Origin of the sequence: Streptomyces sp. S465 (assembly GCF_026898115.1) — a bacterium.
Classification (GTDB): Bacteria; Actinomycetota; Actinomycetes; order Streptomycetales; family Streptomycetaceae; genus Streptomyces; species Streptomyces luomodiensis.
In genome coordinates, this window is sequence record NZ_CP114036.1 from 8,324,907 (window position 1) to 8,349,899 (window position 24,993).

At 71.5% G+C, this 24,993-nt stretch carries 23 protein-coding genes; 8 read left to right on the top strand and 15 right to left on the bottom strand.

What is annotated here, in order from left to right; genetic code table 11:
* Window positions 1–18: 18 nt before the first annotated feature.
* The 10 genes from N6H00_RS35145 to N6H00_RS35190 form a co-directional block, all read right to left on the bottom strand.
* A complete protein-coding gene (locus N6H00_RS35145; RefSeq protein ID WP_268975890.1) occupies window positions 19–1,326 on the bottom strand; it encodes an extracellular solute-binding protein in 1,308 nt (435 codons plus the stop codon).
* Complete coding sequence (locus tag N6H00_RS35150; protein ID WP_268975891.1) at window positions 1,323–3,206, bottom strand: glycoside hydrolase family 2 protein; 1,884 nt, start codon at window positions 3,204–3,206, stop codon at window positions 1,323–1,325. Before N6H00_RS35150 ends, N6H00_RS35145 begins: the two co-directional genes overlap by 4 nt.
* Window positions 3,207–3,330: 124 nt before the next feature.
* Window positions 3,331–3,564, bottom strand: coding sequence for a hypothetical protein (locus N6H00_RS35155; protein WP_268975892.1), 234 nt, complete (start codon window positions 3,562–3,564; stop codon window positions 3,331–3,333).
* Between the two features lie 87 nt (window positions 3,565–3,651).
* Window positions 3,652–6,009 (bottom strand): family 43 glycosylhydrolase, encoded by a 2,358-nt coding sequence (locus N6H00_RS35160; RefSeq protein WP_268975893.1) that lies wholly within the window; start codon window positions 6,007–6,009, stop codon window positions 3,652–3,654.
* Complete coding sequence (locus N6H00_RS35165) at window positions 6,006–7,484, bottom strand: sulfatase-like hydrolase/transferase (protein ID WP_268975894.1); 1,479 nt, start codon at window positions 7,482–7,484, stop codon at window positions 6,006–6,008. Before N6H00_RS35165 ends, N6H00_RS35160 begins: the two co-directional genes overlap by 4 nt.
* Window positions 7,481–8,461: an aliphatic sulfonate ABC transporter substrate-binding protein gene (locus N6H00_RS35170; RefSeq protein WP_268975895.1), complete on the bottom strand. Its 981-nt coding sequence runs from the start codon at window positions 8,459–8,461 to the stop codon at window positions 7,481–7,483. Before N6H00_RS35170 ends, N6H00_RS35165 begins: the two co-directional genes overlap by 4 nt.
* Before the next feature lie 56 nt (window positions 8,462–8,517).
* Window positions 8,518–9,297, bottom strand: a complete 780-nt coding sequence (locus N6H00_RS35175; RefSeq protein ID WP_268975896.1) for an ABC transporter ATP-binding protein — start codon at window positions 9,295–9,297, stop codon at window positions 8,518–8,520.
* Window positions 9,294–10,103 carry an ABC transporter permease gene (locus N6H00_RS35180; RefSeq protein ID WP_268975897.1) on the bottom strand — a complete coding sequence of 270 codons (810 nt, stop codon included), beginning with the start codon at window positions 10,101–10,103 and terminating at the stop codon, window positions 9,294–9,296. Before N6H00_RS35180 ends, N6H00_RS35175 begins: the two co-directional genes overlap by 4 nt.
* Before the next feature lie 51 nt (window positions 10,104–10,154).
* A complete protein-coding gene (locus tag N6H00_RS35185) occupies window positions 10,155–11,345 on the bottom strand; it encodes an ROK family protein (RefSeq protein ID WP_443073257.1) in 1,191 nt (396 codons plus the stop codon).
* A 45-nt stretch (window positions 11,346–11,390) separates the two neighbouring features.
* On the bottom strand, window positions 11,391–12,341 hold the full coding sequence (locus N6H00_RS35190) for a formylglycine-generating enzyme family protein (RefSeq protein WP_443073138.1): 951 nt from the start codon (window positions 12,339–12,341) through the stop codon (window positions 11,391–11,393).
* 304 nt (window positions 12,342–12,645) lie between these two features.
* Between N6H00_RS35190 and N6H00_RS35195 the strand changes: the two genes are divergently transcribed.
* Entirely contained in the window at window positions 12,646–13,413 is a 768-nt protein-coding gene (locus tag N6H00_RS35195; RefSeq protein WP_268975899.1) for an NPP1 family protein, read from the top strand.
* Window positions 13,414–13,469: 56 nt separating this feature from the next.
* Here N6H00_RS35195 and N6H00_RS35200 read toward each other — a convergent pair whose 3' ends face one another.
* The 3 genes from N6H00_RS35200 to N6H00_RS35210 all read right to left on the bottom strand — a co-directional run bounded on the left by N6H00_RS35200 (window position 13,470) and on the right by N6H00_RS35210 (window position 17,376).
* A complete protein-coding gene (locus tag N6H00_RS35200) occupies window positions 13,470–13,940 on the bottom strand; it encodes a hypothetical protein (protein WP_268975901.1) in 471 nt (156 codons plus the stop codon).
* Between the two features lie 136 nt (window positions 13,941–14,076).
* On the bottom strand, window positions 14,077–14,595 hold the full coding sequence (locus N6H00_RS35205) for a DoxX family protein (protein WP_268975902.1): 519 nt from the start codon (window positions 14,593–14,595) through the stop codon (window positions 14,077–14,079).
* Between the two features lie 201 nt (window positions 14,596–14,796).
* Entirely contained in the window at window positions 14,797–17,376 is a 2,580-nt protein-coding gene (locus tag N6H00_RS35210) for a polysaccharide lyase family 8 super-sandwich domain-containing protein (protein WP_268975904.1), read from the bottom strand.
* A gap of 192 nt (window positions 17,377–17,568) precedes the next feature.
* Between N6H00_RS35210 and N6H00_RS35215 the strand changes: the two genes are divergently transcribed.
* The 7 genes from N6H00_RS35215 (at window position 17,569) to N6H00_RS35245 (ending at window position 23,995) form a co-directional block, all read left to right on the top strand.
* A complete protein-coding gene (locus N6H00_RS35215; protein ID WP_268975905.1) occupies window positions 17,569–18,219 on the top strand; it encodes a GntR family transcriptional regulator in 651 nt (216 codons plus the stop codon).
* A gap of 58 nt (window positions 18,220–18,277) precedes the next feature.
* A complete protein-coding gene (locus N6H00_RS35220) occupies window positions 18,278–19,030 on the top strand; it encodes a 4-carboxy-4-hydroxy-2-oxoadipate aldolase/oxaloacetate decarboxylase (RefSeq protein WP_268975906.1) in 753 nt (250 codons plus the stop codon).
* Window positions 19,027–20,121 (top strand): 4-oxalomesaconate tautomerase, encoded by a 1,095-nt coding sequence (locus N6H00_RS35225; RefSeq protein ID WP_268975907.1) that lies wholly within the window; start codon window positions 19,027–19,029, stop codon window positions 20,119–20,121. Before N6H00_RS35220 ends, N6H00_RS35225 begins: the two co-directional genes overlap by 4 nt.
* Window positions 20,122–20,265: 144 nt before the next feature.
* Complete coding sequence (locus tag N6H00_RS35230) at window positions 20,266–21,216, top strand: catechol 2,3-dioxygenase (protein WP_268975908.1); 951 nt, start codon at window positions 20,266–20,268, stop codon at window positions 21,214–21,216.
* 211 nt (window positions 21,217–21,427) lie between these two features.
* On the top strand, window positions 21,428–22,765 hold the full coding sequence (locus N6H00_RS35235) for an MFS transporter (protein WP_268975909.1): 1,338 nt from the start codon (window positions 21,428–21,430) through the stop codon (window positions 22,763–22,765).
* 68 nt (window positions 22,766–22,833) lie between these two features.
* Entirely contained in the window at window positions 22,834–23,016 is a 183-nt protein-coding gene (locus N6H00_RS35240) for a hypothetical protein (protein WP_268975910.1), read from the top strand.
* Window positions 23,017–23,119: 103 nt separating this feature from the next.
* Window positions 23,120–23,995: a triphosphoribosyl-dephospho-CoA synthase gene (locus N6H00_RS35245; RefSeq protein WP_268977239.1), complete on the top strand. Its 876-nt coding sequence runs from the start codon at window positions 23,120–23,122 to the stop codon at window positions 23,993–23,995.
* A 6-nt stretch (window positions 23,996–24,001) separates the two neighbouring features.
* On the opposite strand, the gene N6H00_RS35250 is transcribed toward N6H00_RS35245, so the two are convergent.
* Together N6H00_RS35250 and N6H00_RS35255 are read right to left on the bottom strand one after the other, a co-directional pair.
* Complete coding sequence (locus N6H00_RS35250; RefSeq protein ID WP_268975911.1) at window positions 24,002–24,646, bottom strand: TetR/AcrR family transcriptional regulator; 645 nt, start codon at window positions 24,644–24,646, stop codon at window positions 24,002–24,004.
* 109 nt (window positions 24,647–24,755) lie between these two features.
* Window positions 24,756–24,926, bottom strand: coding sequence for a hypothetical protein (locus N6H00_RS35255; protein WP_268977302.1), 171 nt, complete (start codon window positions 24,924–24,926; stop codon window positions 24,756–24,758).
* Window positions 24,927–24,993 lie beyond the last annotated feature (67 nt).

Below are 24,993 nucleotides of genomic sequence, written 5' to 3' on the forward strand. Positions count from 1 at the left end.
ATTGCGATTCCGTCCCGCTCAGGCCGGATTCGGCTGGGCCATCAGGGTGTTGATCTGGGAGACCATGGTGCGCACCGCGCTCGCGGCGGACGACGAACCGGCGAACGCGGGATCGAGCGCCTGGCACATCCGGGTCTGGAAGTCCGAGCCCGAGCCCGCGAACCACGCCGGCGGGTCGAGCGCGAGCTGCTTGGCGGCGCCCGCGTACTGCGACTGCGGACTCAAGCGGGCGTACGCCGCGGACGAGACGGCCGGTGTGTAGGCGGGGATGTGACCCGCCGACGCCCACGTCAGCCCGGACTTGACCAGCTCGGCCACGAACCGGTGGGTGCGTCGCCGACGCTCCGGATCGGGGTTGTCCTGGTGCGGCAGCACCAGCGAATGGCTGTCGGCGGCGCCGGCCGGACGGTCGTAGAAGGTGGGGAAGGGGGAGCCGCCCAGCCTGTCCTTCAAGGTCGGCTTGAAGGTGGCCATGTCCCACTCACCCGCGAAGATCAGGGGTGACCGGCCGGTCGCGAAGGCGGCGTTCGCCGTCTGGAGGTCCATGGTGCGGCTGTCGCGGGTCAGGTCGGCCATGAACCGCACGACCTCCACGGCGGTGTCCTCGTCGATCTCGGCCCGCTCGCCGGTGAGGTCGAAGGTGGCACCGGTCTGGCTGAACAGGGTCCAGAACATCCGCCAGCCCATCGCCGCGTCGTTCACATGCCCCAGGACGGGACCGAGCTTGCCGCCGGACCGGCGGAGCTTGTCCATCATCTCCAGGGCGTGCTGCGGCGATTCGAAGGGCATCAGCTGCCCATCGGTGGTGAGCAGGTCCGCCTTGTCCAGGACGTCCCGGTCGAAGAAGACGATGAAAGGGTGGGTGTCCAGCGGAATGGCGTACGGGTCGCCCTGGTACAGACTCCGCTTGACGAGCGTGCTGTTGAGGTCCTCCTGCTTCAGACCGTACTCGGCCAGCAGGTCGGTGTCCCAGGGGTCGAGCAGACCGCCGGGCGCGTAGCCCGCGAGGCGGGTGAGGTGCATGATGGCCACGTCCGGTGCGCGGCCGCCGGCCGAGGCCATCGCCAGCTTGGTGTAGTACGGCGGGCCCCAGTCCAGCACCGTCGTCCTGACCTTGAGACCTGGTACGCGCTTCTCGATGGCCCCCGTTATCGTCTTCATCAGCACGCCGTCCGGACCGGTGAACAGGGTCCAATACTGGATGTCGTCCGCGCTGGTGACGCTTCCGGCGAGGGAACCGCAGCCGCTGAGCGCGGAGGCCGTGACGGCCGCACCCGCGCCGTACACCGCCCCTCTCAGCAGACCGCGCCGTGACAGACCGCTCATCGCCCCTCCTCACCGGCCGGGCGCTCGAAGGCGGCGGGACGCTGCTGGGCCGCGCGCAACCGGGCCACATCGAGCTTCTCGCCGCGGTCGAAGCGGTAGACACCGTTCTGTTCCTGGAAGACGTCGGTGAGCTGGGTGTAGCAGTAGCCGAACATCAGCGGGTCGTCCAGCAGTGCCGCGGTCAGCCCGGCGAACCGCTCGTGGAACTCCTCCTCGGTCCGCGGCCGCTGCCCGTAGCCCCAGGACACCTGGCGGTCGTCACCGGCCGCGGCCGCCGCCTCCTCCGGATTCCACCAGATGCCGCCGAACTCGCTGCAGAAGTACGGCTGGCCCCGGTAGGGCACCGACCACACCGCGTCGGTGTTCTCCTTCTCGGGATTGGCGCGGGTGTCGGGGTTGATGAGCGGCTGGTCCTTGTCCAGTCCCGCCATCTGGCGGCGGAACTCCCGCGGGTCCTGTTCATAGCTGTGCGAGTCGTACACATCGGTCTCGAGCACGCGGTGGGAGTAGCCGGAGGCGTCCAGGACCGGGCGGGAGGTGTCGGCGGCCTTCGTGGCCAGGAACATGCCCCGGGTGACATCGTCCAGCACGCTCTGGCGGTCGTGGAGCTCCTGGTGTGTCTCGTTGAGCGGGCACCAGCCGACGATCGACGGATGGGAGTAGTCCCGCTCCACGGCCTCCAGCCACTGGGTGATGAAACCGGCGGTCGGCTGCTGGTTGTCCCGGGTGGTGTGCTTCGTACCGCAGCCCCAGTCGCCGAACTCGCCCCAGACGAGATAGCCGAGCCGGTCCGCGTGGTGCAGGAAACGCTCCTCGAACACCTTCTGGTGCAGCCGGGCCCCGTTGAACCCCGCCGCCAGCGACAGCTCGATGTCCCGGACCAGGGCGGCGTCGTCGGGGGCGGTCATCAGCCCGTCGGGGTACCAGCCCTGGTCGAGGACGAGCCGCTGGAAGACCGGGCGGCCGTTCAGCAGCAGCCGCTTGCCGTCGATGGCCACCGACCGCAGCCCGGCGGTGCACTCGGCGCGGTCCACGGTGGCTCCGTCGGCGTCCAGCAGCTCGATCCGCACCCGGTACAGGTGGGGGTCCTCCGGGGACCACGGCCGGCACCGGTCCTCGGGCAGCGTGAGCACCATACGGGGGGCCAGGTCGAGGTCGGCGCGCACCGTCGCCTCGGCCACCGCCTCGCCGTCCGCGTCGGTCACCCGGGCCGTGATCCGGTGGCCCGGACGGTTGGCGCTGAGCGGCAGTTCGAGGTGGAAGGCCCCGGACGCGAGGTCGGGGGTGATCCGGGGCCTGCGCAGATGGACCGCGGACACCGGCTCCATCCAGACCGTCTGCCAGATCCCGGTGGTGCGGGTGTAGTGGGCGGCGTGGTTGGCGTACTCGGTGGACTGCTTGCCGCGCGCCTGCGGGCCGTGCCGGGCGTCCCGGGCCCGTACGACGATCACCGTCTCGGTCCCGCCGTCCACCTCGCCGAGGTCGGCGGTGAAGGAGGTGAAACCGCCGCTGTGCCGGGCGACTTCGCGGCCGTCGGCCCAGACGGTGGCGTCGTGGTCGACGGCCCCGAAGTGCAGCAGTACCCGCCGGCCGGCCCAGTCGGCCGGGATCCGGACCGTGCGCCGGTACCAGACCGCGGGGTGGAAGTCGGTGTCACCGATCCCCGACAGCTCGGACTCCGGGCAGAACGGGACCAGGATCCGCCCGCTCAACTCCTGGTGGACCAGCCCGCGCTCGAGACCGCTGTCGCCGGGATCGAAGGCGAACTGCCAGGTGCCGTTGAGATTGAGCCATTCTTCCCGGACGAAGCTTGGACGGGGATATTCGGGTCGTGGAACGGCGTTCGACACTTCGGTCGAGGGGTTGTCGGTGTGAGCCATGGAAACTCCGGGAAGGGGCGAGGGATTGGGTCGGGCAAAGGTATGCCATCACCCGTTTACATCGTTGTAAAGATCTCGCGCACCATCTTTTCCCACGATCGTGGACCGCCGTCGGCGGGAGCGGCTACACCTCGCCCTTCCGCACCTTGTACAGCTCGATGTCCTTGTTGGCGAACAGGTGCACATAGCCGCAGTTCCAGCAGATCAGCCCGGTGGCCGACTCATTGGCCCAGGCGAAGTTGAACAGCTCCATGCCGGTGCTGTTGAGCTTCACCTCGCGATCCCGGAACAGGTCGCCCTTGCAGAACACACAGGTGATCCACACGTCTCCGAGAGCCGCGCGTACCGGCTTGGCCACGATCTCCACCTTTTCCGGCCACCGAAGCGGCCCCCGTCCCGAACTGACACGTGCTGATCAGCATAGGACGGGGGCTCGCTCGCGCCGTCAGCCGCGGTAGGTGCGCACGTAGTCGAACCGCGCGACCGCGCCCTCGGTGTTCTGCGCGACCAGGCCGATCCTGAGCTTGCTCACGGTGGGGAGGGTCCAGACGCCGGTGCGGACCCAGTGCACACCGTCCGTGCTGGTGGCGGCGCGCACCTCGGTCTCGTCCCGTGCGGTGTCGGCGTGGTACGACAGCCGCATCCACAAGGTGCCCGCGGGTGGACCGCCGAACATCGGCCCGTAGGCCACCGGGGTCGGCGGTGTGGTGGTGGGGCGTTCGCCCTCCTTCGCGAACTCGGTGACGTGTGTCAGCTTCCCGTCGGTGTGGCTCACCGGGAGCACCGCGTGCACCAGCTTCACATAGCGGTCGTCGGTCCCGTACAGGACCATTCCGGCCTGCTGATTGGACCGCCCCGGATCGAAGCGGAGCCTGGTCTGCACGGTGTAGTCGCCCCGGGGAGCGTCCCGGGTCAGCACCGACGCCGTATTGGTGCCCAGATGAAGTTCGCCGCCCTGCGTCTGCCAGGACAGGGCCCCGTCGGCCATCGTGACCCCGGGCGCCGGGCCGCGCACCCAGGACCACGGGGAATCCGCGGTGGTGCCGGGAACGGCGGTGGAGTCGAAGTCGTCGCTGTAGGCGGGCAGCAGCCGGCCCGGCCCGGGGTCGGGGACGCGCTCGGTGGCCGGTGTGTACAGCGCCGTGGCCGCCACGTTGTCGGCGGCCGCCCCGGCGCCGCGCGCGGCGACGCCGACCGGGCCGGAGCGGACCGCGCGGGCGGGCAGCGGGCGCTCCTGGGTGGCCACCGCGTCCCGCAGCCGGTCCGCGCTCACCTCCACGGTCATCCGGGTGCCGCGGATCTCGGCCGTCACGTTGTGCCAGGTGTCCCAGGCGAAGTCCGGCGGCAGCGGGGTGGTACGGGTGCCGACGTCGCGGCCGGCCACCCGTACGTCCGTCACCAGCGCATCGCGCTTCCGGTCCAGCCACGCGACCACGTAGTCGTCCGGGCCGGTGTAGGCGGCCAGCAGTCCGGCCGCGCCGGTGGCCGAGGGCACCCGCAGGTCCGCCTCGGCGCGCCGGGCCGCGGGGGCCGACCGGTCCGAGACCAGATAGGCGGGGCCGGTGGCGTCCTGGCCGAGGGTGGCGAAGCCCCGCGCGTCCCGCTCGTGCCCGACGGTCCAGCCGCCAGTGCCGGAGCCGCCCGTGCCGTGCCAGCCCTTCAGCGAGCCGTCGTTGAAGGTGCCGCCCGCGGCCGGGGAGGTCACCGGGGCCCGCTGGGCGCCCTGGGAGGGCCCGGCTCCGGCCCGTACCACCGGCCAGCCGTCGATCCAGTCCAGCCGGTCGATCAGCATGGGCCGTCGGCTGAGCTGGCGGTCGATACCGGGGACGAGGTCCAGGTCCGGGTCGTCGGCCGGGATGGCGTGGTAGACGAGCCAGTCCTGGCCCGACAGGTCGGTCTGGAGCGCGTTGTGCCCCGGCCCGATCCACCCGTTGCCGCCGGCGCTCAGCACCACGCCGCCCTTGCTGGTGGCCGTCATCAGATCGACGCCTCGGTCGTCGGTGAAGGGGCCGGTCGGGCTGGTCGCGCGGCCCACCTTGACCTGGTAGCCGCTGTAGGCGCCGTCGCAGCAGCCCGCGTCGGAGTAGAAGAGGTAGTAGTAGCCGTCGCGGCGGACCACGAAACCGCCCTCCATACGGCGGCCCTGCGCGACCTCGGTGACCGTGCCCTCGACGCGGGTGCGGTCGTCGTTCATCTTCGCCACGCAGATGGTGTCGTAGCTGCCCCAGTACAGATACGGCCGGCCGCCGACGTCGGTGAACTGCGCCTGGTCGATGTCCCCGGTGGCGCAGCCGCTGTCGTCCGCCAGCACCGCGCCCCGGTCGGTCCACGGACCGGTGGGTGTGGGGGCGGTGGCCACGCCGACGGTGTCCCTGCCGGGCACCGAGTAGTAGAGGGTGTAGTGGCCGTCCGCGTAGCGGATGTCCGGCGCCCAGAGCCGGGAACCGTGGTGCCAGGCGGGCTGGGTGGCGGGGGTGAAGACCTCGCCGGCGTAACTCCAGTGCGCCATGTCGGCCGACTTCAGGATCGGCAGCATCCGCTCGCCGGTCTCGCCCTTGGTCTGGAAGACCGGGTTCTGGGTGCCGTAGGCGTACCAGTAGCCGTCCTTGCCGCGGATCATCGTGGGGTCGGGAAAGGTGTCGACGACACCGGAGGTGACCGGGTTCCGGTACGTCGCCGACGCCGCCGGCCGGTGGGCCGCCGCGGTGGCCGTGGCCTGCTGCGCGGCCGGTGGCAGGGTGGCGATGAGCACCCCGGCGAGCGCGGTGACGACCTTGGCCGTGACGCTCGTTCTCCGGGTCATGGCCGGGCGCCTTCCTGCTCGGAGGACTCGAAGGAGCTCAGGGTGGGGTCGTAGTCCAGGGCGCCGATGTCGTACATCGGGGTCATCCAGTGGTAGAAGTTGTCGCCGCGCTCCCGGAGCAGGTCGTACAGGCGGCGCATCATCCGGCGGCGGACACCGGCCAGCTCCGGGTGCTCATAGCGGTTGGACAGCTCGTGCGGGTCGGCGTCGAGGTCGTACAGCTCGTTGACCGACTCGGGGTTGACGACCAGCTTGTACCGGTCCTCGCGCAGCATCCGCTGCGGGTAGGGGAAGTGGTGGCCGTGGAACTCGGCCAGCAACTCCTGCGGCCAGTCGGGGTGTTCGCCGCGCACCAGCGGGAGCAGGCTGCGGCTGTCGGTGGCGGGGGAGGGGTCGCAGCCGGCCAGCTCCAGGATGGTCGCCGTGCAGTCGGTGAGCGACACGAACTCCCGCCGCACCTGCGGTTCCTGGCCGGGGACGCGGATGATGCCGGGGATGCGGTAGATGTCCTCGTACATCGCCGGGCCCTTGTCGTGCAGCCGGTGGGCGCCGGTGAACTCGCCGTGGTCGGCGGTGAAGAACACGGACGTGTCGTCGGTGAGCCCCAGTTCGTCGAGGCGGGTGAGGATGCGGCCGATCTGTTCGTCGATCAGGGTGACATAGCCCCAGTACACGGCGATCAGTTTGCGGGTGACCTCGATCGGCATGGTGTCGAAGGTCCAGTGCGCGCTGTAGTTGCGCTGCACCGGCGGCTTGCCCTCGAAGGTCTCCGCGATCGACGGTGGCAGCTCCACCAGGGCGGGGTCGTACATGTCGTAGTACTCGTCGGGCAGCAGATACGGCAGATGCGGCCCGAAGAAGTGGGTGGCCAGGTAGAAGGGGCGGCCGTCGGCCGCGTACCTGTCCAGATGCTCGATCGCGCGGGTGGCGAGGTAGTGTTCGAAGGTCGCCTCCACGGGCTGCTGGAGGCGGGCGGCGAGCAGGTTCCCCGGGTTGCCGTTGGGGGTGGTGCCGCGCACCAGATCGCTGATGCGGTACGGAGGCAGGCCGCGTTCCTCCAGGTAGGCCAGGTAGTCCGGATGGTCCACCGGGTTGTGCCAGCCGGGCAGATCGGGTCCGTCGAAGCCGTAGGAGGCGGCGTTGCGGTGGGTGCCGACATGCCACTTGCCGACCAGTCCGAGCTGGTAGTCGCGCTCGGCCAGGGCGCCGGGGAAGGTGAACGCGTCCTCGCGCAGATCCTCCAGGTAGCCCACGTTGCGCTCGTAGTTGGCCAGCAGCCGGTGGCGGAACGGCGCCTGGCCGGTGAGCAGACTGGCACGGGCCGGGGTGCAGATGGCGGTGGGGGTGTAGAAGCGGTCGAACCGGGTGCCGGTGGCCGCCAGCCGGTCCAGGTTCGGCGTGGCCACGTGGGGATTGCCGTAACAGCCGAGGGTGTCGACCCGGTGCTGATCGGTCATCAGGAACAGCAGGTTCATCGGGCGGCCGCCTTCGTGTAGAGGTCACCGTCGTAGAAGGAGGAGGGTTCGGGTGCCTTCTTCAGCTGCCCGGTGCGGACGAAGAAGTCGCTCATGCCGTCCAGCCACTTGTCGACGGTGCCGTCCTTGGTCTTGGCGACGAGCTCGGCGGTGGTCATCATCTTCACATGTCCGGCGTCCGCCGCGACCTTCTTCTCGTCGGCCTTGAGCAGCTTCGCGGCCAGGGCTATGGACTCCTTGGGGTGCGCGGCCCGCCAGTCGTTGGCCTCCTGGAGCACCTTGACCACCTTCTGGTCGCGCTCCGCGTTCCCCTTGGCGGCGGAGACGAAGGCGGTGGGGAAGGAGGAGCCGGGGATGTCCTCGGTGCTCGCCACCTCCTTCATCCCCGGCACCTTCTCCTTGATGGTGTCGATGAGGGGGTACCAGATCCCGGCGCCGTCGATCTGCCCGGAGGCGAACGCGGAGACGATGGTGGGCGCGTCCATCACCACCTTGGAGATGTCCTTCATGGTCATCCCGGCCTGCTGGAGCGCGAGATTGAGCGCCATCTCGCCGGACGTGCCCTCGGGGACGCCGACCTTCTTGCCCTTCAGGCCCTGGATCGAGGAGATACCGGGGCGGGCGATGACCCGGTCGGCGTAGGTGAGGGTGTTGATCGCCACGACGGTGGCCTTGCCGGACGCGGGCAGCCACAGGGCTCCCGGCCCGATGTAGCCGTAGTCCAGGTTGCCGGTGCGCAGGGCCTGGATCTGGACCGGGCCGTTGACGAACACCTTGGGCTCGGCGGTGAGTCCGTGCTTCTTCCACAGGCCCTGCTCATCGGCGATCGCCAGCAGGCTGGCGCCGTTGTAGTCGGCGATGTAGCCGAACCGCACCGTGGAGCCGTCGCCGCCTCCGGAGGACGAACAGGCCGCTACCGACAGTGCTGCCCCGGTCGCGGAGAGTGTGATCAGAAAGTCGCGTCGGCTCATCCTCATGAGGGGTGAGTCCCTTCGGAAAAGAAGTGCGGATGGGGAATGCGTGGGGGAGGGGGTCAGGCGGCGGAATCGGCCGGTGACTGGTGGTAGACCTGCGTCCAGACGTCGTTGCGGATCCGGGCGAACTCCGGGGAGAGCCGAATCTCCTCGGTGCGCGGATAGGGGAGGTCCACGTCGATGACCCGGTGGATCCGGCCGGGCCTGGCGGCCATCACGACCACCCGGCCGGCCAGGTACACCGCCTCGTCGACGTCATGCGTGATGAACAGCACGGTGCGCCGTTCCTTGGTCCAGGTGTCCAGCAGCTGGTCCTGCAACTGCACCCGGGTCAGCGCGTCCAGCGCCCCGAACGGCTCGTCCATCAGCAGGACTTCCGGGTCCACGGCGTACGCGCGGGCGATCGCGCAACGCTGCTTCATCCCTCCGGAGAGGGTCTTGGGCAGGGCGTCGGCGAAGTCGGCGAGCCCGACGAGCTCGATGGCGTGTTCGGCGCGGCGCCTGCGCTCGGCGGCGGGGACATGTGCCAGCTTCAGCCCGAACTCGACATTGCCGCGCACCGTCAGCCAGGGGAACAGCGCGTACTGCTGGAAGATCACGCCCCGGTCCGGCCCCGGCCCGGTGACCGGCGCGCCGTCCACCGTGACCGTGCCGGAGGTGGGCTCCACCAGCCCGGCCACCATGCTCAGCAAAGTGGACTTGCCGCAGCCGGACGGCCCGACCACCGCGACGAACTCCCGGTCCTCGATGTCCAGGGAGACACTGCCGAGGGCGGTGAAGGTGGTGTTCTTCATCGGGTACGTCTTGGCCACGTCCCGGAACGAGATCTTGGTGCTCATCGGCGCTCCTGCCAGGCGGTGAGACGGCGTTCGGCCAGCAGCAACAGCCGGTCCATGAGCAGGCCGATGACGCCGATGCTGATCAGGCCCACGAAGATGGTGGGCACGTCGTAGTAGGTCTGGGCGTGGACCATCTCGAAGCCCAGCCCCTTCTGGGCGCCGATCATCTCGGCCGCCACCACGGTGGCCCAGGCCGCGCCGAGCCCGATGCGCATGCCGACCAGGATGAACGGCGTGGACGCCGGGATGACCACCTTGAGGAAGACGGTCCGGTCCGAGGCGCCGAGCACCCGGGCGGCGTCGATCAGCGTCCGGTCCACACCGGTCACCCCCTGGAAGGCGGCCACCACACAGGACATGAACGCGGCCAGGAAGATGACGAAGACCTTGGGCGTCTCGCCGATGCCCATCAGGACGATCACCAGCGGGATCAGGGCCAGCGGCGGGATCGTGCGGAAGAACTGGACGTACGGCTCCAGCAGGCCCCGGGCGACCGGGTACCAGCCCATCAGGAAGCCCACCGGCACGGCGACCACGGTGCCCAGCGCGAAGCCCAGGAGCACCCGCTGGAGGCTGGCCAGCGCGTCCTCGGTCAGGGTTCCGTCGGCGAGCAGGTCACGCGCCTTGGAACACACGGCCAGTGGTCCGGGGATGTCCGCGAGCCCGGCGGCGGCGGTCACGGCCCAGATGGTGATGCCCAGGACGAGGGCGATCAGGTTGAACACGAGGGGAGGGACGGTGCGGCGGGTGCCGCGCGGTGCTTCCGGCGGCGCGGGAGTCTTCTCGGGCGCGGTGACCACCGTCATGGACGCCTCGCGGGGTTCATGGGTACTCCTCTTCGGCCCGGACGGGCCGGTTCAGCCCGGACGGGCCGGGTAATGGCTGAGCAAGGGGGATCGATGAAGGACAAGGGCGATACCGCCCAGGGCGCCACCGGACTCGCCGAGCGCGGCCGGCCTCAGGTCCACACGGTCCCGTGAGATCGGCATGATGTGTGCGCGCAGCGCCCGTTCGACCGGCTCGAAGAGCGGCGCGCCGGCGTCGGCGAGTTCGCCGCCGAGCACGATCACCCCGGGGCCGACCGCGTTGCACACGGCCGCCAGCACGATGCCGACCTGTGTGCCGGCCGCCTCCAGCGTGCGCAGCGCCACCGGATCGCCGGCCTGAAGCGCTCCGAGGAGCACGGCCAGGTCGCCCGCGTGTCCGCCCGCGCGCCGGTAGGCGGCGAGTACGGCGGCCACCGAGGCCACCGTCTCCAGGCAGCCGGTGGCGCCGCACGAACATCGCCCGTCGCCCGACTCGACCGCGATATGCCCGAACTCGCCGGACAGTCCGTAGGCCCCGCGGTGCAGCGAGCCGCCCACGACCAGCCCGCCGCCCACACCGTGCGACAGCCGCAGGTAGAGCACGTCCTGGCCGCCCGCCGCGGCACCCCAGGTCGCCTCGGCGAGCGCGGCGAGCCGGGTGTTGTTGTCCACCAGCACGGGGACCTGGAAACGCTTGTGGAGCAGGGCGGGCAGATCGGCGTACGGGCGCGGCCGCGCGGGCCCGAGGCCCGGATCGCCGACCGGGCCGACCACTCCCACCCCGATGGCGTTCAGCGCGCCCAGCCGCAGGGCGCCGTCGGCCAGCGTGCCGACCAGCCGCTCGGCCAGGGCGATCCGTTCTTCCCAGGGCAGTTCGGGGTCGTGGGGCTCACTGGCCGACCCGATCACCTCATGGGCGACGTTGACCGCGGAGACATGCACCGCCCGGCGGGCGAAGTCGATGCCGATGGCCTGGCCCGCGCTGGGGTTGAGCGTCAGGGCCTCCACCGGCCGCCCCCGCTTGCGCGGAGCCGCTTCGGGTGCCGTGGCTACCACGGCGCCACTGTCGATCAGCTCGGTGACGATATCGCTGAGGGTCGTCCGGGAGAGCCCGCTGTGCTGCCCCAGCTCAGCCCGGCTGAGCGGGCCGTGGATGCGCAACAGCTCCAGTACCAAGTCCTCGTGTCCCCGCCGTAGCCGGGACAGGGGGCCCTCCTGATGGGGGTGCATGGCGAACAGGATGCGCAGGAGGGGCTATTTCTGTCAACGCCCCGGAAAAAAGAATGCTCATGCGTCGCGGACGCAGCGGAAGCCGAGGTTCCCGGTGGAGCTGTCAGGCGTGTTGCAGGTGCGGGCGGCCACCCGGTAGCGGTTGCAGTACGAGTGGTGGCACAGATACGAACCGCCCCGCATCACCTTGGCGGTGCCGGTGGCCGGTCCGCGCGGATCGGTGCGCGGCCGGTCGGTGTGGTCGGTGGACCACCAATCGGCGCACCATTCCCACACATTCCCCGACACGTTGTACAGACCGAACCCGTTGGGCTCGAAGGCATCCACCGGGGCGGTTCCCCGATAGCCGTCCTCGGCCGTGTTCTTGACGGGGAAACGCCCCTGCCAGATGTTGCAGCGGTGCTCACCGCCGGGGGTCAGCTCGTCCCCCCACGGGTACCGGCGCTGCTCCAGCCCGCCACGGGCGGCGTACTCCCACTCGGCCTCCGTGGGCAGCCGGACACCGGCCCAGTGGCAGTACGCCACCGCGTCGTTCCAGGAGATGTGGACCACCGGGTGGTCGGCCCGCTCGCCGACCTCGCTGCCCGGCCCCTCCGGCGCCCGCCACGAGGCCCCCTCGACCCCGCACCACCACGGCGCCCCCTCGGGGCGCGGGGCGCCCCGGCGCAGCGCGGCGGGCAGGAATCCGGCGAACACATACGACCAGCCGAACCGTTCGGCCTCGGTGGTATGGCCGGTCTCGCGGACGAACCGGGCGAATCGCTCGTTGGTCACCGCGTGCACATCGATCCGGAACGGAGCGACGGTCACCTCCCGGACCGGCCCCTCGCCATCGGCGGGGAAACCCTCCGCATCCTCGGTGCCCATCAGGAACGTCCCACCCGGCAGCAGCGCCATGTCCGCGTCGTGGCGGCCGGTCCGTGGCGTGGCCCCGGGCGCGGTGACGGCCGCGCCGCCGCCCCGTGACGGCGCGCAGCAGCTGGTGGGGCGGGACTGGGTACGGTCCATGCGGATTCCTCCCGAATCTGCCGGAGATATTGGCTCGATGTCCCCTCATGCATAACCCGCGCTTCCGGCCGAACGCGAACCCGCCCGGCCGCCTCGTTCGCGGAGGGGCGGGTGCGGACTAGGGGATTCCTGGTGATCGTTTCCCCATGTCCTCTGCTACAGCTGTTGGCTGACTCTTCATCACGGGCCACCTGCCCGCCACCGGGTACGGGATGCGATCATGCTGACCTGAGCATGCCAATCGCGCAGGCTCATCCCGTGCTTTCCGGTATGGCGCCACGGCGCCGTCGATCAGGAGGACGCAGTGAAGAAGAGTTCGCGGATCCGCAGGGTGTCCGCCATCCTCGGCAGCGCCATCGCGCTGGTCGTGGCCTTTCCGGGCAGTGCGCTGGCGGATCCGCCCACGGCTCTGCCCGCCAACGCGGATGACACCGAGCGGGCGTTCCAGCCGGCGTACGACTACGACACCGACGGCTGCTACCCCACGCCCGCCATCGGGCCCGACGGGACGATCGCGGGCGGTCTCAACCCGAGCGGGGCCCTCAACGGCCAGTGCCGCGACTCCTGGGACCTGGACAACACCAACGGATACTCCCGCTCCAAGTGCAACAACGGCTGGTGCGCGATCATCTACGACCTGTACTTCGAGAAGGACCAGGCGGTGGTCGGCAGCGGTCTCGGCGGACACCGCCACGACTGGGAGCACGTCGTGGTGTGGGTGCAGGACAACGAGGCCAAGTACGTCGCCACTTCGGCCCACGGCGACTTCACCGTCTACGGCCGTGACCAGATCCTCTGGGACGGGACCCACCCCAAGATCGTGTATCACAAGGACGGCCTGAGCACCCACTGCTTCCGCCCGGCGACGTCCAACGACGAACCGCCGGAGAACCACTACCACACCTGGCAGTACCCCGCGCTGGTCGGCTGGAACGGCTACCCCGCCGGGCTGCGCGACAAGCTGAGCCAGGCCGACTTCGGCAGCGCCACCTTCGGCCTCAAGGACAGCACCCTCAACGCGCACCTCGCCAAGGCCATGCCGTCCGGAATCCCCTTCGACCCCAACGCCTGAGCTGCGCCACGGGCCCGGCGCCGACCGGACCGGACCGGACCGAGTCCCCGGTCCGGTCAGCGCCGGGGAGGTCCGTCCGGCGCCGGCTCGACCTCCAGATGGCGCCGGCGGCGCGGCCCCCGGTATTCCAGCGCGTCCCAGCCCAGCCGCCGCAGCACGGCCGCACAGTTCCGCAACCCCTCCTCCGCCGCGTACGCGGCACCGCTGCCCGGCGGCCCCAGCCACTCGACCCGCACCACCCCGGGCCGCTCGGCCGCGCCGAGACAGTAGCCGGTCGCGACACGGTGCCCCGCCGCGTCGAGGGCGGATGGTGGCACACCGGCGGCCTCCAGGGCGAGGGCCACGGCCCGCACCGGTCGCCGCCGCTCCCACTCGGCGGGCACCCCCTCGGGGTCGGCGGCGCCGGTATTCATCAGCCGCCGGATCTGGAGCAACCCCTCGAACGCGGTCCGCACCGCCGCCCGGCGCCCCGGGTCGTCACCGGCAGGGCCCGCGGCGGCACCCGTGGCCACCTCGAATTCCGCCATCCCCCGGCCCCCTCGATCCGGCGAAGGTTTCGCTATGAAGGTTTCACTATAAGGACCGGAGACGGCGTTCCGGGGCGGGTGGCGGGCCCCAGGGTCTGTCGTCAAGGGGGTGCCCTGCTCCGGACGCCGACAGACCCTAGTCGGCGAGCTCCCGCTCGCTGGTCACCGCGATCCGGCGTTTGATCACCGCGGCCGCCGCCAGCGCGCTCGTGGTGAGCGCCGTCGCGATCAGCCACGGCCGGTCCAGCACATGGCAGGTGAGGTGGTCGAGGGAGTAGCGGCCGGGCCCCGAGATCCCGAGCGCCGCCGCCGAGCAGCCCAGCAGGGCCGCGTACTCATAGCCCCCCGACTGGGCGAAGAACCCGGCCGGCGCGTGCACGGACACCGCACCGGCCATCGTGCCGGCCGCCGCCGCCCCGGCCGCGGGGGTGGCGAAGCCCAGGGCGAGCAGCAGCCCGCCGCCCGCCTCGCCCAGCCCGGCCGCCAGGGCGCTGCTCCGCCCCGGACGGAAGCCCATCGCCTCCATGGCCTCGGCGGTACGGGCCAGACCGTCCCCGCCGCACCAGCCGAAGAGCTTCTGCGTACCGTGCGCGAACAGCACCCCGCCCACGCCGAGGCGCAGGGCGAGCAGTCCGAGATCCTTGCGTAGGGGCATGGGGTCTCGCATAGGGTCTCCTCCGGTCCCGTACGGGAACACCACGGGCGGCCGCCCGACGTCTCCGTCAAGTCTCGGCACGCCTCCCCGGCCCCGCCGTCGCTGCTACGCCGTCGGAGTGCACCGGCCACCGCTCGCGGGTCACCGCCAGCGTCGGCCACCGCTCGCGGGTCACCGCCAGCGTCGGCCACCGCTCGCGGGTCACCGCAGCGTGGCCGTGAAGCTCCGGCCGTAGGCGTGGCGGGTGGCGACGGCGATCCGGGTGCCGCCGGGGACCCGGCTCACCCGGACCCCGTCGTCCGCCGCGACGGCCCTCCTCCACCGGCCCCGGACGACGACCGTGACCGTCTCGCGCTCGGTCGTCGGGTCGGACACCGCGATCGCCACGGCGCCGTCCGGTGTCGTGCGCAGGATCACCGAGCCGGGTCCGCGCACCGACAGCCGCCCGGCGCGGTGGGTGCCGGGGGTGAAGGCGTTGAGCGCGGTGATCCGCAGGTCCCGGTGGGCCACGGCCTGGAGCCGGGTGGTGTTGGCCAGGACGGCGAGTGGCCGGCCGGCGTAGCCGTTCAGGTGGCGTTCGGTGGCGTTCGGGACGAGGGCGTACGCCATCGAGGTGTGCGGCGCGCCGGCCGGCCGCTCCACCGTGACGGCGAAGAGCTGTTTGGTCACCGGGGTGTCGGGGTTGGCGAGGCGGACGGCGCGGCGGCTGCGGGTGACGGTGTCGAGCGTGACGGTGGGCCGCGGCCCGTCGAGGAAGACATAGCCGACCGAGGCGGCCCGGGTGGCGTTGCCGTACCGCAGCCAGGCGAGCGGGGCCGTGCCGGTGCCGGACCACCGGGCGCCGTCGCGGAGCCGCCCGGTGAGGGTGAGGGTGTCCGAGGGGGCGGCGATCCGGGTGTCGACGGTCGTCGTCACCGCGCGTCCGGCGCCGTCGCCGACGCCCGCGGCCAGCACCACGATCTCGTCGTCGAACAGGAACCACGACTTGGTGGCATCGGCGTCGCGGTACGCCACGAAGTCGTCGGGGAGGTCGCCCGCCCGCTTCGCGGCATACCCCACGTCGTCGGACTGGACGAGCCCGGCCACACCGTAGGCGCCCAGCGCGGCGCCACCGGAGAAGGGGTGGGTGCCGCGGGGGAAGTAGACATAGGTGTTCTGCGCCTGGGAGGAGGAGGTGAAGCCGCGCTCGGGGTTGTCGTACCACAGCGTGCCGTAGAGCTCGGGGACGGTGTGGCGGGTCTCCACGGGGGCGGTGACACCGGCGAGCCGGTGGGGCGGGACGGCGGTGAGGTAGTCGACGCCGAACGCCTGCCTCTGGTCCTGGCCGGAGAGATACAGATGGTGGGCGCCGTCCCCCTGGAACCATGGCATCAGGTTCTCGCCGCTCATGTACTCGTATCTGCTGACCCTGGACGAGCTGCGGGCCAGGGCGAAGGCGTAACCCGGGCGCCGGTGGACGGTTCTGTCCATCGCGTTGAACGCGATGTGGCGCTCGGCGGGCCCGAGGTCCCGCGCCGGGATCGAGGGGTCGGCGAGGATGTCGGCGTAGGCCGCGACGCTCACCGGGGACACGAACACCGAGGGGTCGAGCGGGGCCGCCGAGGTCTGCCGCAGATGGGCGACATAGCCCTTCAGAGCCGTGGCGTCGGCGCCGGTGGCGTGGGCGGCCAGGCCCACCACGGCCTCCACCACCTCGGCCGCGTCGGCGTACCCCGTGGTCGTCCGGGACACCCCGCGCCCCTTGACGATCTCCATCAGCCAGCCTTCGAAGATCAGCGGTGCGAAACTGTCGCTGACCCAGCCCTGGACGACGCGGACCAGCCGGTCGTCGGTCGTGTAGCCGGTGCCGTCGAGCATTGTGACGGTCTGCACGGCGCGGGTGAGCAGCCCCCTGCCGTAGGAGCCGGTGTAGGCCACGGAGGCGTGCTGGATGAAGGAGCCGTCGGCGTAGAAACCGTCGGTGACACCGTGTCTCAGGTCGTACGGGTCGATCGTCGCCAGCACGGTCAGCTGGTCGGCGAGGGCCTTGGCGATCCGGGCGTCGTCGCCGAGGACGGCGCCCTGGAGGATGCGGTTGGTGGTGATGTCGGCCAGGTTGGCGCCGGTGTGGAAGCGCGAGTCGAGGTCCACGTCGCCGTCCTCGCCGTTGCGCAGATACCCGTCCATCGAGGTGACGTAGGTGGCGGCGAGGCCGGGCCGGTAGCCGGCGAGTGCGTCGGCGAGCAGCGCCAGGGTCTTGCTGACGTGGGAGGAGATGCCGATCTCCCAGGTGAACCAGTTGCCGTAGTAGCCCTTGGACTGATCTCCGTAGTAGCGCTCGTGGAGCCATATCAGACCGTCGATGACGCGCCGCTGGACATCGGTGTCGCCGTGGAGTCCGGAGGGTGTGCCGCCGTCCGGTGCGCGGGTGGCCAGGGCGATCTCGTAGAGGTACTGGAAGGAGGTGGCCAGGTTGGGGTCGCTGGTGCCCAGCGCGACGCCCCGGAAGAGCTCGCCCGGCCCGGCGCCGTCCATCGCGGCGAGCCGGGAGCGGGCGGTCGCGGCGATGGACGCGAGCTTGGCCCCCACCTCGGGGCGGGCGTTGGAGTCCGGCGTCCCGGCGAAGACGGCGACGGTGTTCGCGATCAGCCGGGTGTGAGCCTCACCGGCCGCCGCCCCACTGGCCGTCGTCCCGCCGGCCGCGGCCGGCCGGCCCGCCGCCCGTGCGCGCAGGGGCAGGGCCATGGCCGACAGAGTGGCGGCCGGGAGCGTGGAGAGGAGGGCACGGCGCGACAGAGGCACGAAAACGCTCCCACGGTCGACGGGATCCGATGGGGAACCGCCGCTCCATTCAAGCAACCCCGACTTCCGCTGTCACGGGACCGGAAACGCGGTAATGGGCTCGCTTTCTGTCGCCAATATGGGCAACAGAATCGTTGACAATCTTGTTGGCCTAGATTTATCTTCGACAGGCACTCACTCAGGGAGGGCACGATGCCGCAGGAAGCCCGTCCAGGCACCGGAGAACAGGCCAAGCAGCACGCTTTGGAGCGGCTGCGGCAAGCGATTTTGCGAGGGGAGATGGCACCGGCCCAGCGGCTGGTGGAGAACGAACTCGCCGAGCAATTCGGCGTGACACGGGCGAGTATTCGTGCGGCACTGATCGAGTTGGCGTCCGAGGGTCTGGTCGAGCGGATCCGCAACCGTGGTTCACGGGTGCGGGTGGTGACGGTCGAGGAAGCGGTGGCCATCACCGAATGCCGGATGGTTCTGGAAGGGCTGTGCGCCGCCAAGGCGGCCGTCGAGGCCAGCGACGAGCAGCTGACCGAGCTGGCCGACCTGGGCACGGCGATGTCCAAGGCGGTGGCCGGCGGCGAACCGATGACCTACTCCGGGCTCAACGTCCAACTGCACACCCGCATCCGGGAGTTGTCCGGTCAGCAGGTGGCGGTGGAGCTGCTGGAGCGGCTCAACGCACAGCTGGTGCGCCATCGCTTCCAGCTCGCGCTGCGGCCGGGGCGCTCCCAGCGGTCCCTGGGTGAACACCTGGCCCTGATCGAAGCGATCAGAGCCAGGGACCCACAGGCGGCCGAAGCGGCCGTCCGTGCCCACCTCTCCAGCGTGATCGAGGCCCTGCGCGAATAGCGCGGGGCCGGCGCCCCGGGAGTGGGTCACCGACCTGTCCAGCAAGGAGATATCAGCAATGACGCACGGTAACGCGGACAAGGCGCCCGCTGCCGCACGGCCGAGCGGTGTGATCGTCACCGACCCGCCCCGCGCCGCGGCCGAGGAGGTGGCCGCCCTGGGCGGGTACGACGTGGCCACGGTGCACGAGGCACTGGGCCGCACCGGAAGCCTCGGCCCCGGACTGCGGCCCATCCAGCAGGGCGTGCGCATCGCGGGCACCGCGGTCACGGCGCTGTGCTGGCCCGGCGACAACCTGATGATCCATGCCGCGGTCGAGCAGTGTGCCGAGGGTGACATCCTCGTCGTCACCACCACCTCGCCGTCCACGGACGGCATGTTCGGCGAACTGTTCGCCACCGCGCTCCAGCACCGCGGGGTCCGCGGCCTGATCATCGACGCCGGGGTGCGCGACACCGCCGAACTGCGGGAGATGGGCTTCCCCGTGTGGTCGGCGGCCGTCTGCGCGCAGGGCACCGTCAAGGCCACGGCCGGATCCGTCAATGTGCCCGTGGTGGTGGGCGGGCAGTGCATACGCCCCGGCGATGTGATCATCGCCGACGACGACGGTGTGATGTGCGTGCCGCGCGAGTCGGCCGCCACGGCCGTCGAGGCGGCCGAGGCGCGCACCGTGAAGGAGAAGGCGAGCCGGGCCGCCTTCGCCGAGGGCCAGCTGGGTCTGGACCGCTACGGGCTGCGCGAGAAGCTCGCCGGGCTCGGCGTGGAGTACCGGACCTACACCGAGTACACCTGCGGCGGGGCCGGCTCATGAGTGCGCCGGAGGGCGTGCGCTGCATGCTGATGCGCGGCGGCACCTCCAAGGGCGCCTATTTCCTCGAGCAGGATCTGCCGTCCGACCCCGGTGCCCGCGACGAGCTGCTGCTGAGGATCATGGGCACCCCCGATCCGCGGCAGATCGACGGCCTCGGTGGGGCACACCCCCTCACCAGCAAGGTGGCCGTCGTCTCCGCGTCCCAGGACCCGGACGCCGATGTGGACTATCTGTTCCTCCAGCTCGGCGTGGAGGAGGCCGAGGTCTCCGACCGGCAGAACTGCGGCAACCTCCTGGCCGGAGTCGGCCCCTTCGCCGTCGAACGGGGCCTGGTCGCCGCCCAGGACGGGCGGACCCCGGTGCGGATCAGGATGGTCAACAGCGGTGACCTCGCCACCGCGACCGTTGCCACCCCGGACCGGCGCGTCGACTACACCGGCTCGGCCGAGATCTCGGGCGTACCGGGCTCCGCCGCCCCGATCGTGATCGCCTTCGCGCAGGGCAGCGGTCCGCTGCTGCCCACCGGCCGGGCCCGTGACCTCATCGACGGCACCCCGGTGACCTGTGTGGACAACGGGATGCCGACCGTGCTGATCGCCGCGTCCGACCTGGACGTCACCGGCTATGAGGACCCCGAGCAACTGGAGGCGGACACGGCGCTCGGCGCCCGGCTCCAGCGGATCCGGCAGGAGGCCGGCCGGCTGATGGGGCTGGGCGACGTCCGGGCCACGACCGTGCCCAAGCTCAGCCTGCTGGCCCCGCCCCAGCACGGTGGCGCCGTGATGACCCGCACCTTCATCCCGGTCCGCTGCCACACGTCCATCGGCGTCCTGGGAGCCGCGAGCGTTGCCGCCGGACTGTGTGTCGAGGGAAGCGTCGGCCAGGGCGTGGCCCGGCTCCCGGAGACGGGGGAGCGGCTGCGCATCGAACACCCCACCGGCTTCCTGGACATCGACACGGCCGTGGACAACCACCCGGCCGCGGACGACGGCACGGCCGTGGACGGCGCCGCCCCCGTGGCACGGGGCACGGCCGTCGTGCGCACCGCGCGCAAGATCTTCGACGGCACGGTCTTCCCGCGACCCGCCTGATCCGCGCCCCGACCCGCACCACCTCCGGTACCACCCCGGGCCGGCACCAGCCCTTCCGCTGACACGTATGCACGCATGTCACGCACATGTCACACCTGTTCGCCTGTCACAGCCCATGTCCACCCGCCACTCAAGGAGCCGCTGATGACCCCGCCGCTCGGGGACATCGCCCACCTGGGCCATGTCGAACTGCTCACCCCCGACCTCGATGGCAGCCTGTGGTTCTTCACCACGATCCTCGGCCTGACCGAGAACGGCCGCTCGGGCGACTCGGTCCACCTGCGCACCTGGGACGACTACGAGCACCACAGCCTGACCCTCACCGCACACGCGACCTCGGGCATTCGCCGCACCGCCCTGCGCGCGTCCGGCGAGGAAGCCCTCCACCGCCGGGTGAAGGAGGCCGAGGCCGCCGGCCGTACCGGGCGCTGGGTCGAGGACGAACCCGGTATCGGCCCGCTCTACGTCACCAGTGACCCCGATGGCCACGAGGTCGCCCTGTACTGGGAGAGCGAGTGGTACCAGGCGCCGTCCGAGCTCAAGCCGGGACTGAAGAACCAGCCCCAGGCCAAGCCCGGCCACGGCGTGGGGGTGCGCCGCCTGGACCACGTCAACTTCCTCGCCTCCGACGTCGGTTCCAACGCCGCGTTCATCCGCGAGGTGCTCGGCGCCCGTCCCACCGAGCAGATCGTCCTCGACGACGGGCGGGTCGCCGCCCAGTGGCTGACGTTCACCAACAAGTCCTACGACATCGTCTACACCGAGGACTGGTCGGGCTCGCAGGGACGGCTGCACCACATCGCGTTCGCCACCGACACCCGTGAGGACATCCTGCGCGCCGCCGATCTGTGCCTGGACAACGGCGTGCACATCGAGACCGGCCCCCATAAGCACGCCATCCAGCAGACGTTCTTCCTCTACGTCTACGAACCGGGCGGCAACCGCATCGAGCTGTGCAACCCGCTCACCCGCCTGGTCCTGGCCCCCGACTGGCCGCTGATCACCTGGACCCAGGCCGAGCGTGCCAAGGGCCAGGCGTGGGGCCTGAAGACCATCGAGTCCTTCCACACCCACGGCACCCCGCCGCTCGACTGACCGCCCCCGGGGCCGCTCGGGCCCCAGGACCCGCATCCCGGGTCCCGGGGCCCGCCCCGCAGGGCCCGCCCCCCAGGGCCCGCCTCCCCGAAGCCCCTCCCCAGGGCCTCGCCGGATCCCCAGGGCCGCCATGGACCTCCATGGGCCCGCCTTCAGGACCGCACCCCCAGGACACGCCTCCAGGACACGCCTCCAGGACGAGAGGAACGTCATGTCCTACCCACCCACATCCGCCGCCGGTTCGCGCGGCACGGCACTCGCGGTCCTCGTGGTCGCGCTGTGCTGGACGGTCGTCCTCTTCGACGGCCTCGACCTGTTCATCTACGGCGCCGTGCTGCCCGACATGCTCGACGACCCCGGCCTCGGACTGACCCCCGGCCGGGCCGGGGACCTCGGCAGCTGGGCCACCTTCGGCATGCTGCTGGGCGCCCTGTCCGCGGGCACCGTCACCGACTGGATCGGGCGCAAGAAGGTGATCATCGGCTGCACCACGGTGTTCTCCCTCGCCTCCGCCGTCTGCGCCATGGCCCCCAACCTGGGCGTCTTCGGCGTGGCCCGGTTCATCGCCGGGGTCGGCCTGGGCGGCCTGCTGCCCACCACCATCACCCTGGTCGCCGAATACGCCCCCCGCGGCCGCGGCAACCTCATGATCGGTCTGCTGATGACCGCCCATCAGGCGGGCGGCATCCTGGCGGCGTTGCTGGGCCTGTGGATGGTGGAGCCGCTCGGCTGGCGCTCCGTCTTCTGGGTCGGGCTGGCGCCGCTGATCGTCGCCGTGCCGCTGGTGGCGCTCCACCTCCCCGAATCCCTCGGCTTCCTCATGGCCCGCGGCCGCACCGACGAGGCCCGCCGGCTCGCCGAGCGGTACCAGGTCGAACTGCCGGCCACCGCACCGGAGCCGGCCGCCCGGCCCGACCGCCGGCGCGCCCTGGCCATGCTGTTCAGCGACGGCCAGTGGAAGAAGACCATCCTGTTCTGGTGCGCCTCCTTCGGCGGACTGCTGCTCGTCTACGGCGTCAGCACCTGGCTGCCGACCATGATGCGCGGTCAGGGCTATGAACTCGGCTCGGCCCTGGCCTTCCTCATCGTCATCAACGTCGGTGGCATCGTGGGCATGCTGGTGGCCGGACGCATCGCCGACCGCTTCGGCGCCGCCCGGGTCGCGGCCGTCTGGTTCGGCTGCACCGCCATCGGCATCTATCTGCTGGGCATCCATATGCCGCTGGCGCTCACCTACGTCGTGGTCTTCCTGACCGGTCTGTGGCTGTTCAGCGCGCAGACCATGGTCTACGCGACCGTCGCGGGACGCTCCACCACCGAGAACCGCGCCACCGCCGTCGGCTGGACCTCCGGGATGGGCCGCTTCGGAGCCGTCTTCGGCCCCTGGCTCGGCGGCCGGCTGGTCGCGAACGGGGCGGAGGACTGGGGCTTCACCGTGTTCGCCGCCACCGCCCTGCTCGCCACCGTGCTGATCGGCCTCACCGGGCTCCGTTCGGTGCGGCAGACCCCGCGAAGTGACTCCGCGGAGCCGCTGTCCACCACCGGCTGACCGGGACCGGGCGCGGTGGTACGTGGGGGTGTATCAGGGTTCTTGTCACGCCCCCATGGCACACCTCGTTGAGCGGCGGCGAGATCACCCGGCTGTTCGGCGAGATGTTCGCCCATGGCGCGCAGGCGGCGATGTGGCTGGTGGCGGGTGTCTCGCTGGCCGCGCTCGTGGTCCTGGGCCTGCTCGGGCCGCGCCGTCCGGCCACGGACGCCGCCGCGTGCGAGGCGGCCGCCGACCGGCAGACGGTGTGATGGGGCGCGCCCGGGGCCCGGTGGCCCCGCGGCGCCGCACAGCGGGATCACAGCGACTCCCCATGTTCCGGCAAGGTTGGTCGGCTAGCCTCCGGGCATGCCCATGACCCGCTCCATGGATGAGGCACTGGCGGGGGCCGCCGTGCGTGCCCTGATCGCCCAGGCGGAGCTGACGCCCAAACCGGGGCTCGCCGACGCCCGTGATCTTCAGGCGCGCGCCACCGGTGCGGATCTGCTCGCGCTGCGCTGGTCGGCCAAGGCGCTGGCGCCCGGGTTCGCGGCCATGGCCGCCGCCGCGCGCCGCCCCGGGGAGCCGACCCGCGCGCTGCGCGAGGAACTGGGGGCCATCGGCCGCTGCGCCGAGTGGACGATGGCACGGGCCGGTGGCGACGCGGCCACCGGCCCCCTCCACCACGGCGCGCTGTGGGTGATGGGGCTGCTGGTGGCGGCCGCCGCGCTGCGCCCCGGCGCCGGGCCCGGTGAGCTGACCGCCACCGCCAAGCGGATTGCGGACCACACCGACCGCGGCGCACCGCGCCGGCCCTCACCGGGCTCGCACGTCTCCGCCACCTATGGGGCGCCGGGCGCGCGCGGAGAGGCGCGGGCCTCCTTCCCCCATGTGCGCCGCGCCCTGGACGCCCTGTCCCGGGCGCGTGCCGCGGGGGCCACCGAGACCCAGGCGCGCCTGGACGCGCTGCTCACCGTGATGAGCACCCTCCAGGACACCGGGCCGCTGTACCGGGCGGGCCCGCCCGCCCTCCGGCGGGTGAAGGAGGGTGCGCAGGCCGTGCTCGACGCGGGTGGCACCGCGACCCCCGAGGGAGCCGCCGCCCTGGCCGCGCTGGACGCGGAGCTGCGCGAACGGGGCATCGCGCCGCGCGGAAGCGCCGCGCTGCTCGCGGGGGCCCTGTTCCTGGACGGCCTCCCGGCACCGGCGGTCACGGCGTCGTCCGGGACGGTGGCTCCGTCCGGGCGGTGATCAGCCCTACGCCCGCGCGGTCAGTCCGTGGCGGTGGAGGAAGGCATCGACGAGCCGGTCGGTGAACTCCGCGCCGATGGACTCCTCGGTCACCAGGACGCGGTAGTAGACGGGGCCCATGAGCTGGTCGGTCTCGGCCGCCAGATCCAGATCGGCCGGCAACTCGCCGCGCTCCACGGCGCGTTCCAGCGGCAGGCGGTCGCGGCGGCGCTGGTCGTCGAGGCACCGGGACCGGAACTCCCGCGCGAACACCGGATCGTGCTGGGCCTGGGCGATCAGGGCCTTGTAGACGGCGCCGGGCTCGGAGGCGTTGAGGAAGGAGGCGACATCGCGCAGATGGCCGCGCAGATCGCGGGCGAGGTCACCGGAGTCGTGCACGGTGAGGTCCTCTGCCACGTCCTGGAGGAAGGCGTCCAGCAGGACGTCGGTCTTGGTGCTCCACCAGCGGTAGATGGTCTGCTTGGCGACACCCGCCCGGGTGGCGATGCCCTCCATCGTCAGGCCCGCGAAGCCCTTCTCGACGAGCAGGTCATCGGCGGCTTCCAGCACCGCCCGCCGGGCCGGCTCACTGCGTCCGTGCCGGTTGCCGTGGTGGCGTGGTGCCGGCCGGCCGGTGCCGCTCGTCTCAGCGGTCTGTGTCACACGTGCCATCTCGCCTCCCCGGATCAGGATAACCACCCCCACCGCCGATGCCGCACGGCCGGCCCGCCGGCCGGATCACCGGTCGGCGGGCCCGGGGCGCCGAGAGGGGGTGCGGTGCCTAATCCCGCTCCCCTTCGGCCTGTGAGGGAGTCGTCCTCTGTACGTCGGGGTGGCCGGCGTCCAGCTCGTCGTCGCGTTCGCCCTCGGCCTGCGAGGGGGTCGTCCACGGCACGTCCGGGTGGCCGGTTTCCCGTTTGCGTTCGGCGTGGGAGGGGGCTGGCTCGGTCATGTGGTGCCTCCGCTCCGGTTGCGGACGCTGCCGAGTTTACGCCCGTATGTCCATATCGGCGCGGTGT

Coding starts and splice junctions, on each gene's coding strand:
- N6H00_RS35245 (WP_268977239.1), top strand. CDS start 23,120: ATGACCCGCTCCATGGATGAGGCACTGGCGGGGGCCGCCGTGCGTGCC.
- N6H00_RS35160 (WP_268975893.1), bottom strand. CDS start 6,009: ATGACCCGGAGAACGAGCGTCACGGCCAAGGTCGTCACCGCGCTCGCC.
- N6H00_RS35145 (WP_268975890.1), bottom strand. CDS start 1,326: ATGAGCGGTCTGTCACGGCGCGGTCTGCTGAGAGGGGCGGTGTACGGC.
- N6H00_RS35165 (WP_268975894.1), bottom strand. CDS start 7,484: ATGAACCTGCTGTTCCTGATGACCGATCAGCACCGGGTCGACACCCTC.
- N6H00_RS35225 (WP_268975907.1), top strand. CDS start 19,027: ATGAGTGCGCCGGAGGGCGTGCGCTGCATGCTGATGCGCGGCGGCACC.
- N6H00_RS35230 (WP_268975908.1), top strand. CDS start 20,266: ATGACCCCGCCGCTCGGGGACATCGCCCACCTGGGCCATGTCGAACTG.
- N6H00_RS35170 (WP_268975895.1), bottom strand. CDS start 8,461: ATGAGGATGAGCCGACGCGACTTTCTGATCACACTCTCCGCGACCGGG.
- N6H00_RS35205 (WP_268975902.1), bottom strand. CDS start 14,595: ATGCCCCTACGCAAGGATCTCGGACTGCTCGCCCTGCGCCTCGGCGTG.
- N6H00_RS35235 (WP_268975909.1), top strand. CDS start 21,428: ATGTCCTACCCACCCACATCCGCCGCCGGTTCGCGCGGCACGGCACTC.
- N6H00_RS35180 (WP_268975897.1), bottom strand. CDS start 10,103: ATGACGGTGGTCACCGCGCCCGAGAAGACTCCCGCGCCGCCGGAAGCA.
- N6H00_RS35250 (WP_268975911.1), bottom strand. CDS start 24,646: ATGGCACGTGTGACACAGACCGCTGAGACGAGCGGCACCGGCCGGCCG.
- N6H00_RS35175 (WP_268975896.1), bottom strand. CDS start 9,297: ATGAGCACCAAGATCTCGTTCCGGGACGTGGCCAAGACGTACCCGATG.
- N6H00_RS35200 (WP_268975901.1), bottom strand. CDS start 13,940: ATGGCGGAATTCGAGGTGGCCACGGGTGCCGCCGCGGGCCCTGCCGGT.
- N6H00_RS35150 (WP_268975891.1), bottom strand. CDS start 3,206: ATGGCTCACACCGACAACCCCTCGACCGAAGTGTCGAACGCCGTTCCA.
- N6H00_RS35220 (WP_268975906.1), top strand. CDS start 18,278: ATGACGCACGGTAACGCGGACAAGGCGCCCGCTGCCGCACGGCCGAGC.
- N6H00_RS35215 (WP_268975905.1), top strand. CDS start 17,569: ATGCCGCAGGAAGCCCGTCCAGGCACCGGAGAACAGGCCAAGCAGCAC.
- N6H00_RS35255 (WP_268977302.1), bottom strand. CDS start 24,926: ATGACCGAGCCAGCCCCCTCCCACGCCGAACGCAAACGGGAAACCGGC.
- N6H00_RS35190 (WP_443073138.1), bottom strand. CDS start 12,341: ATGGACCGTACCCAGTCCCGCCCCACCAGCTGCTGCGCGCCGTCACGG.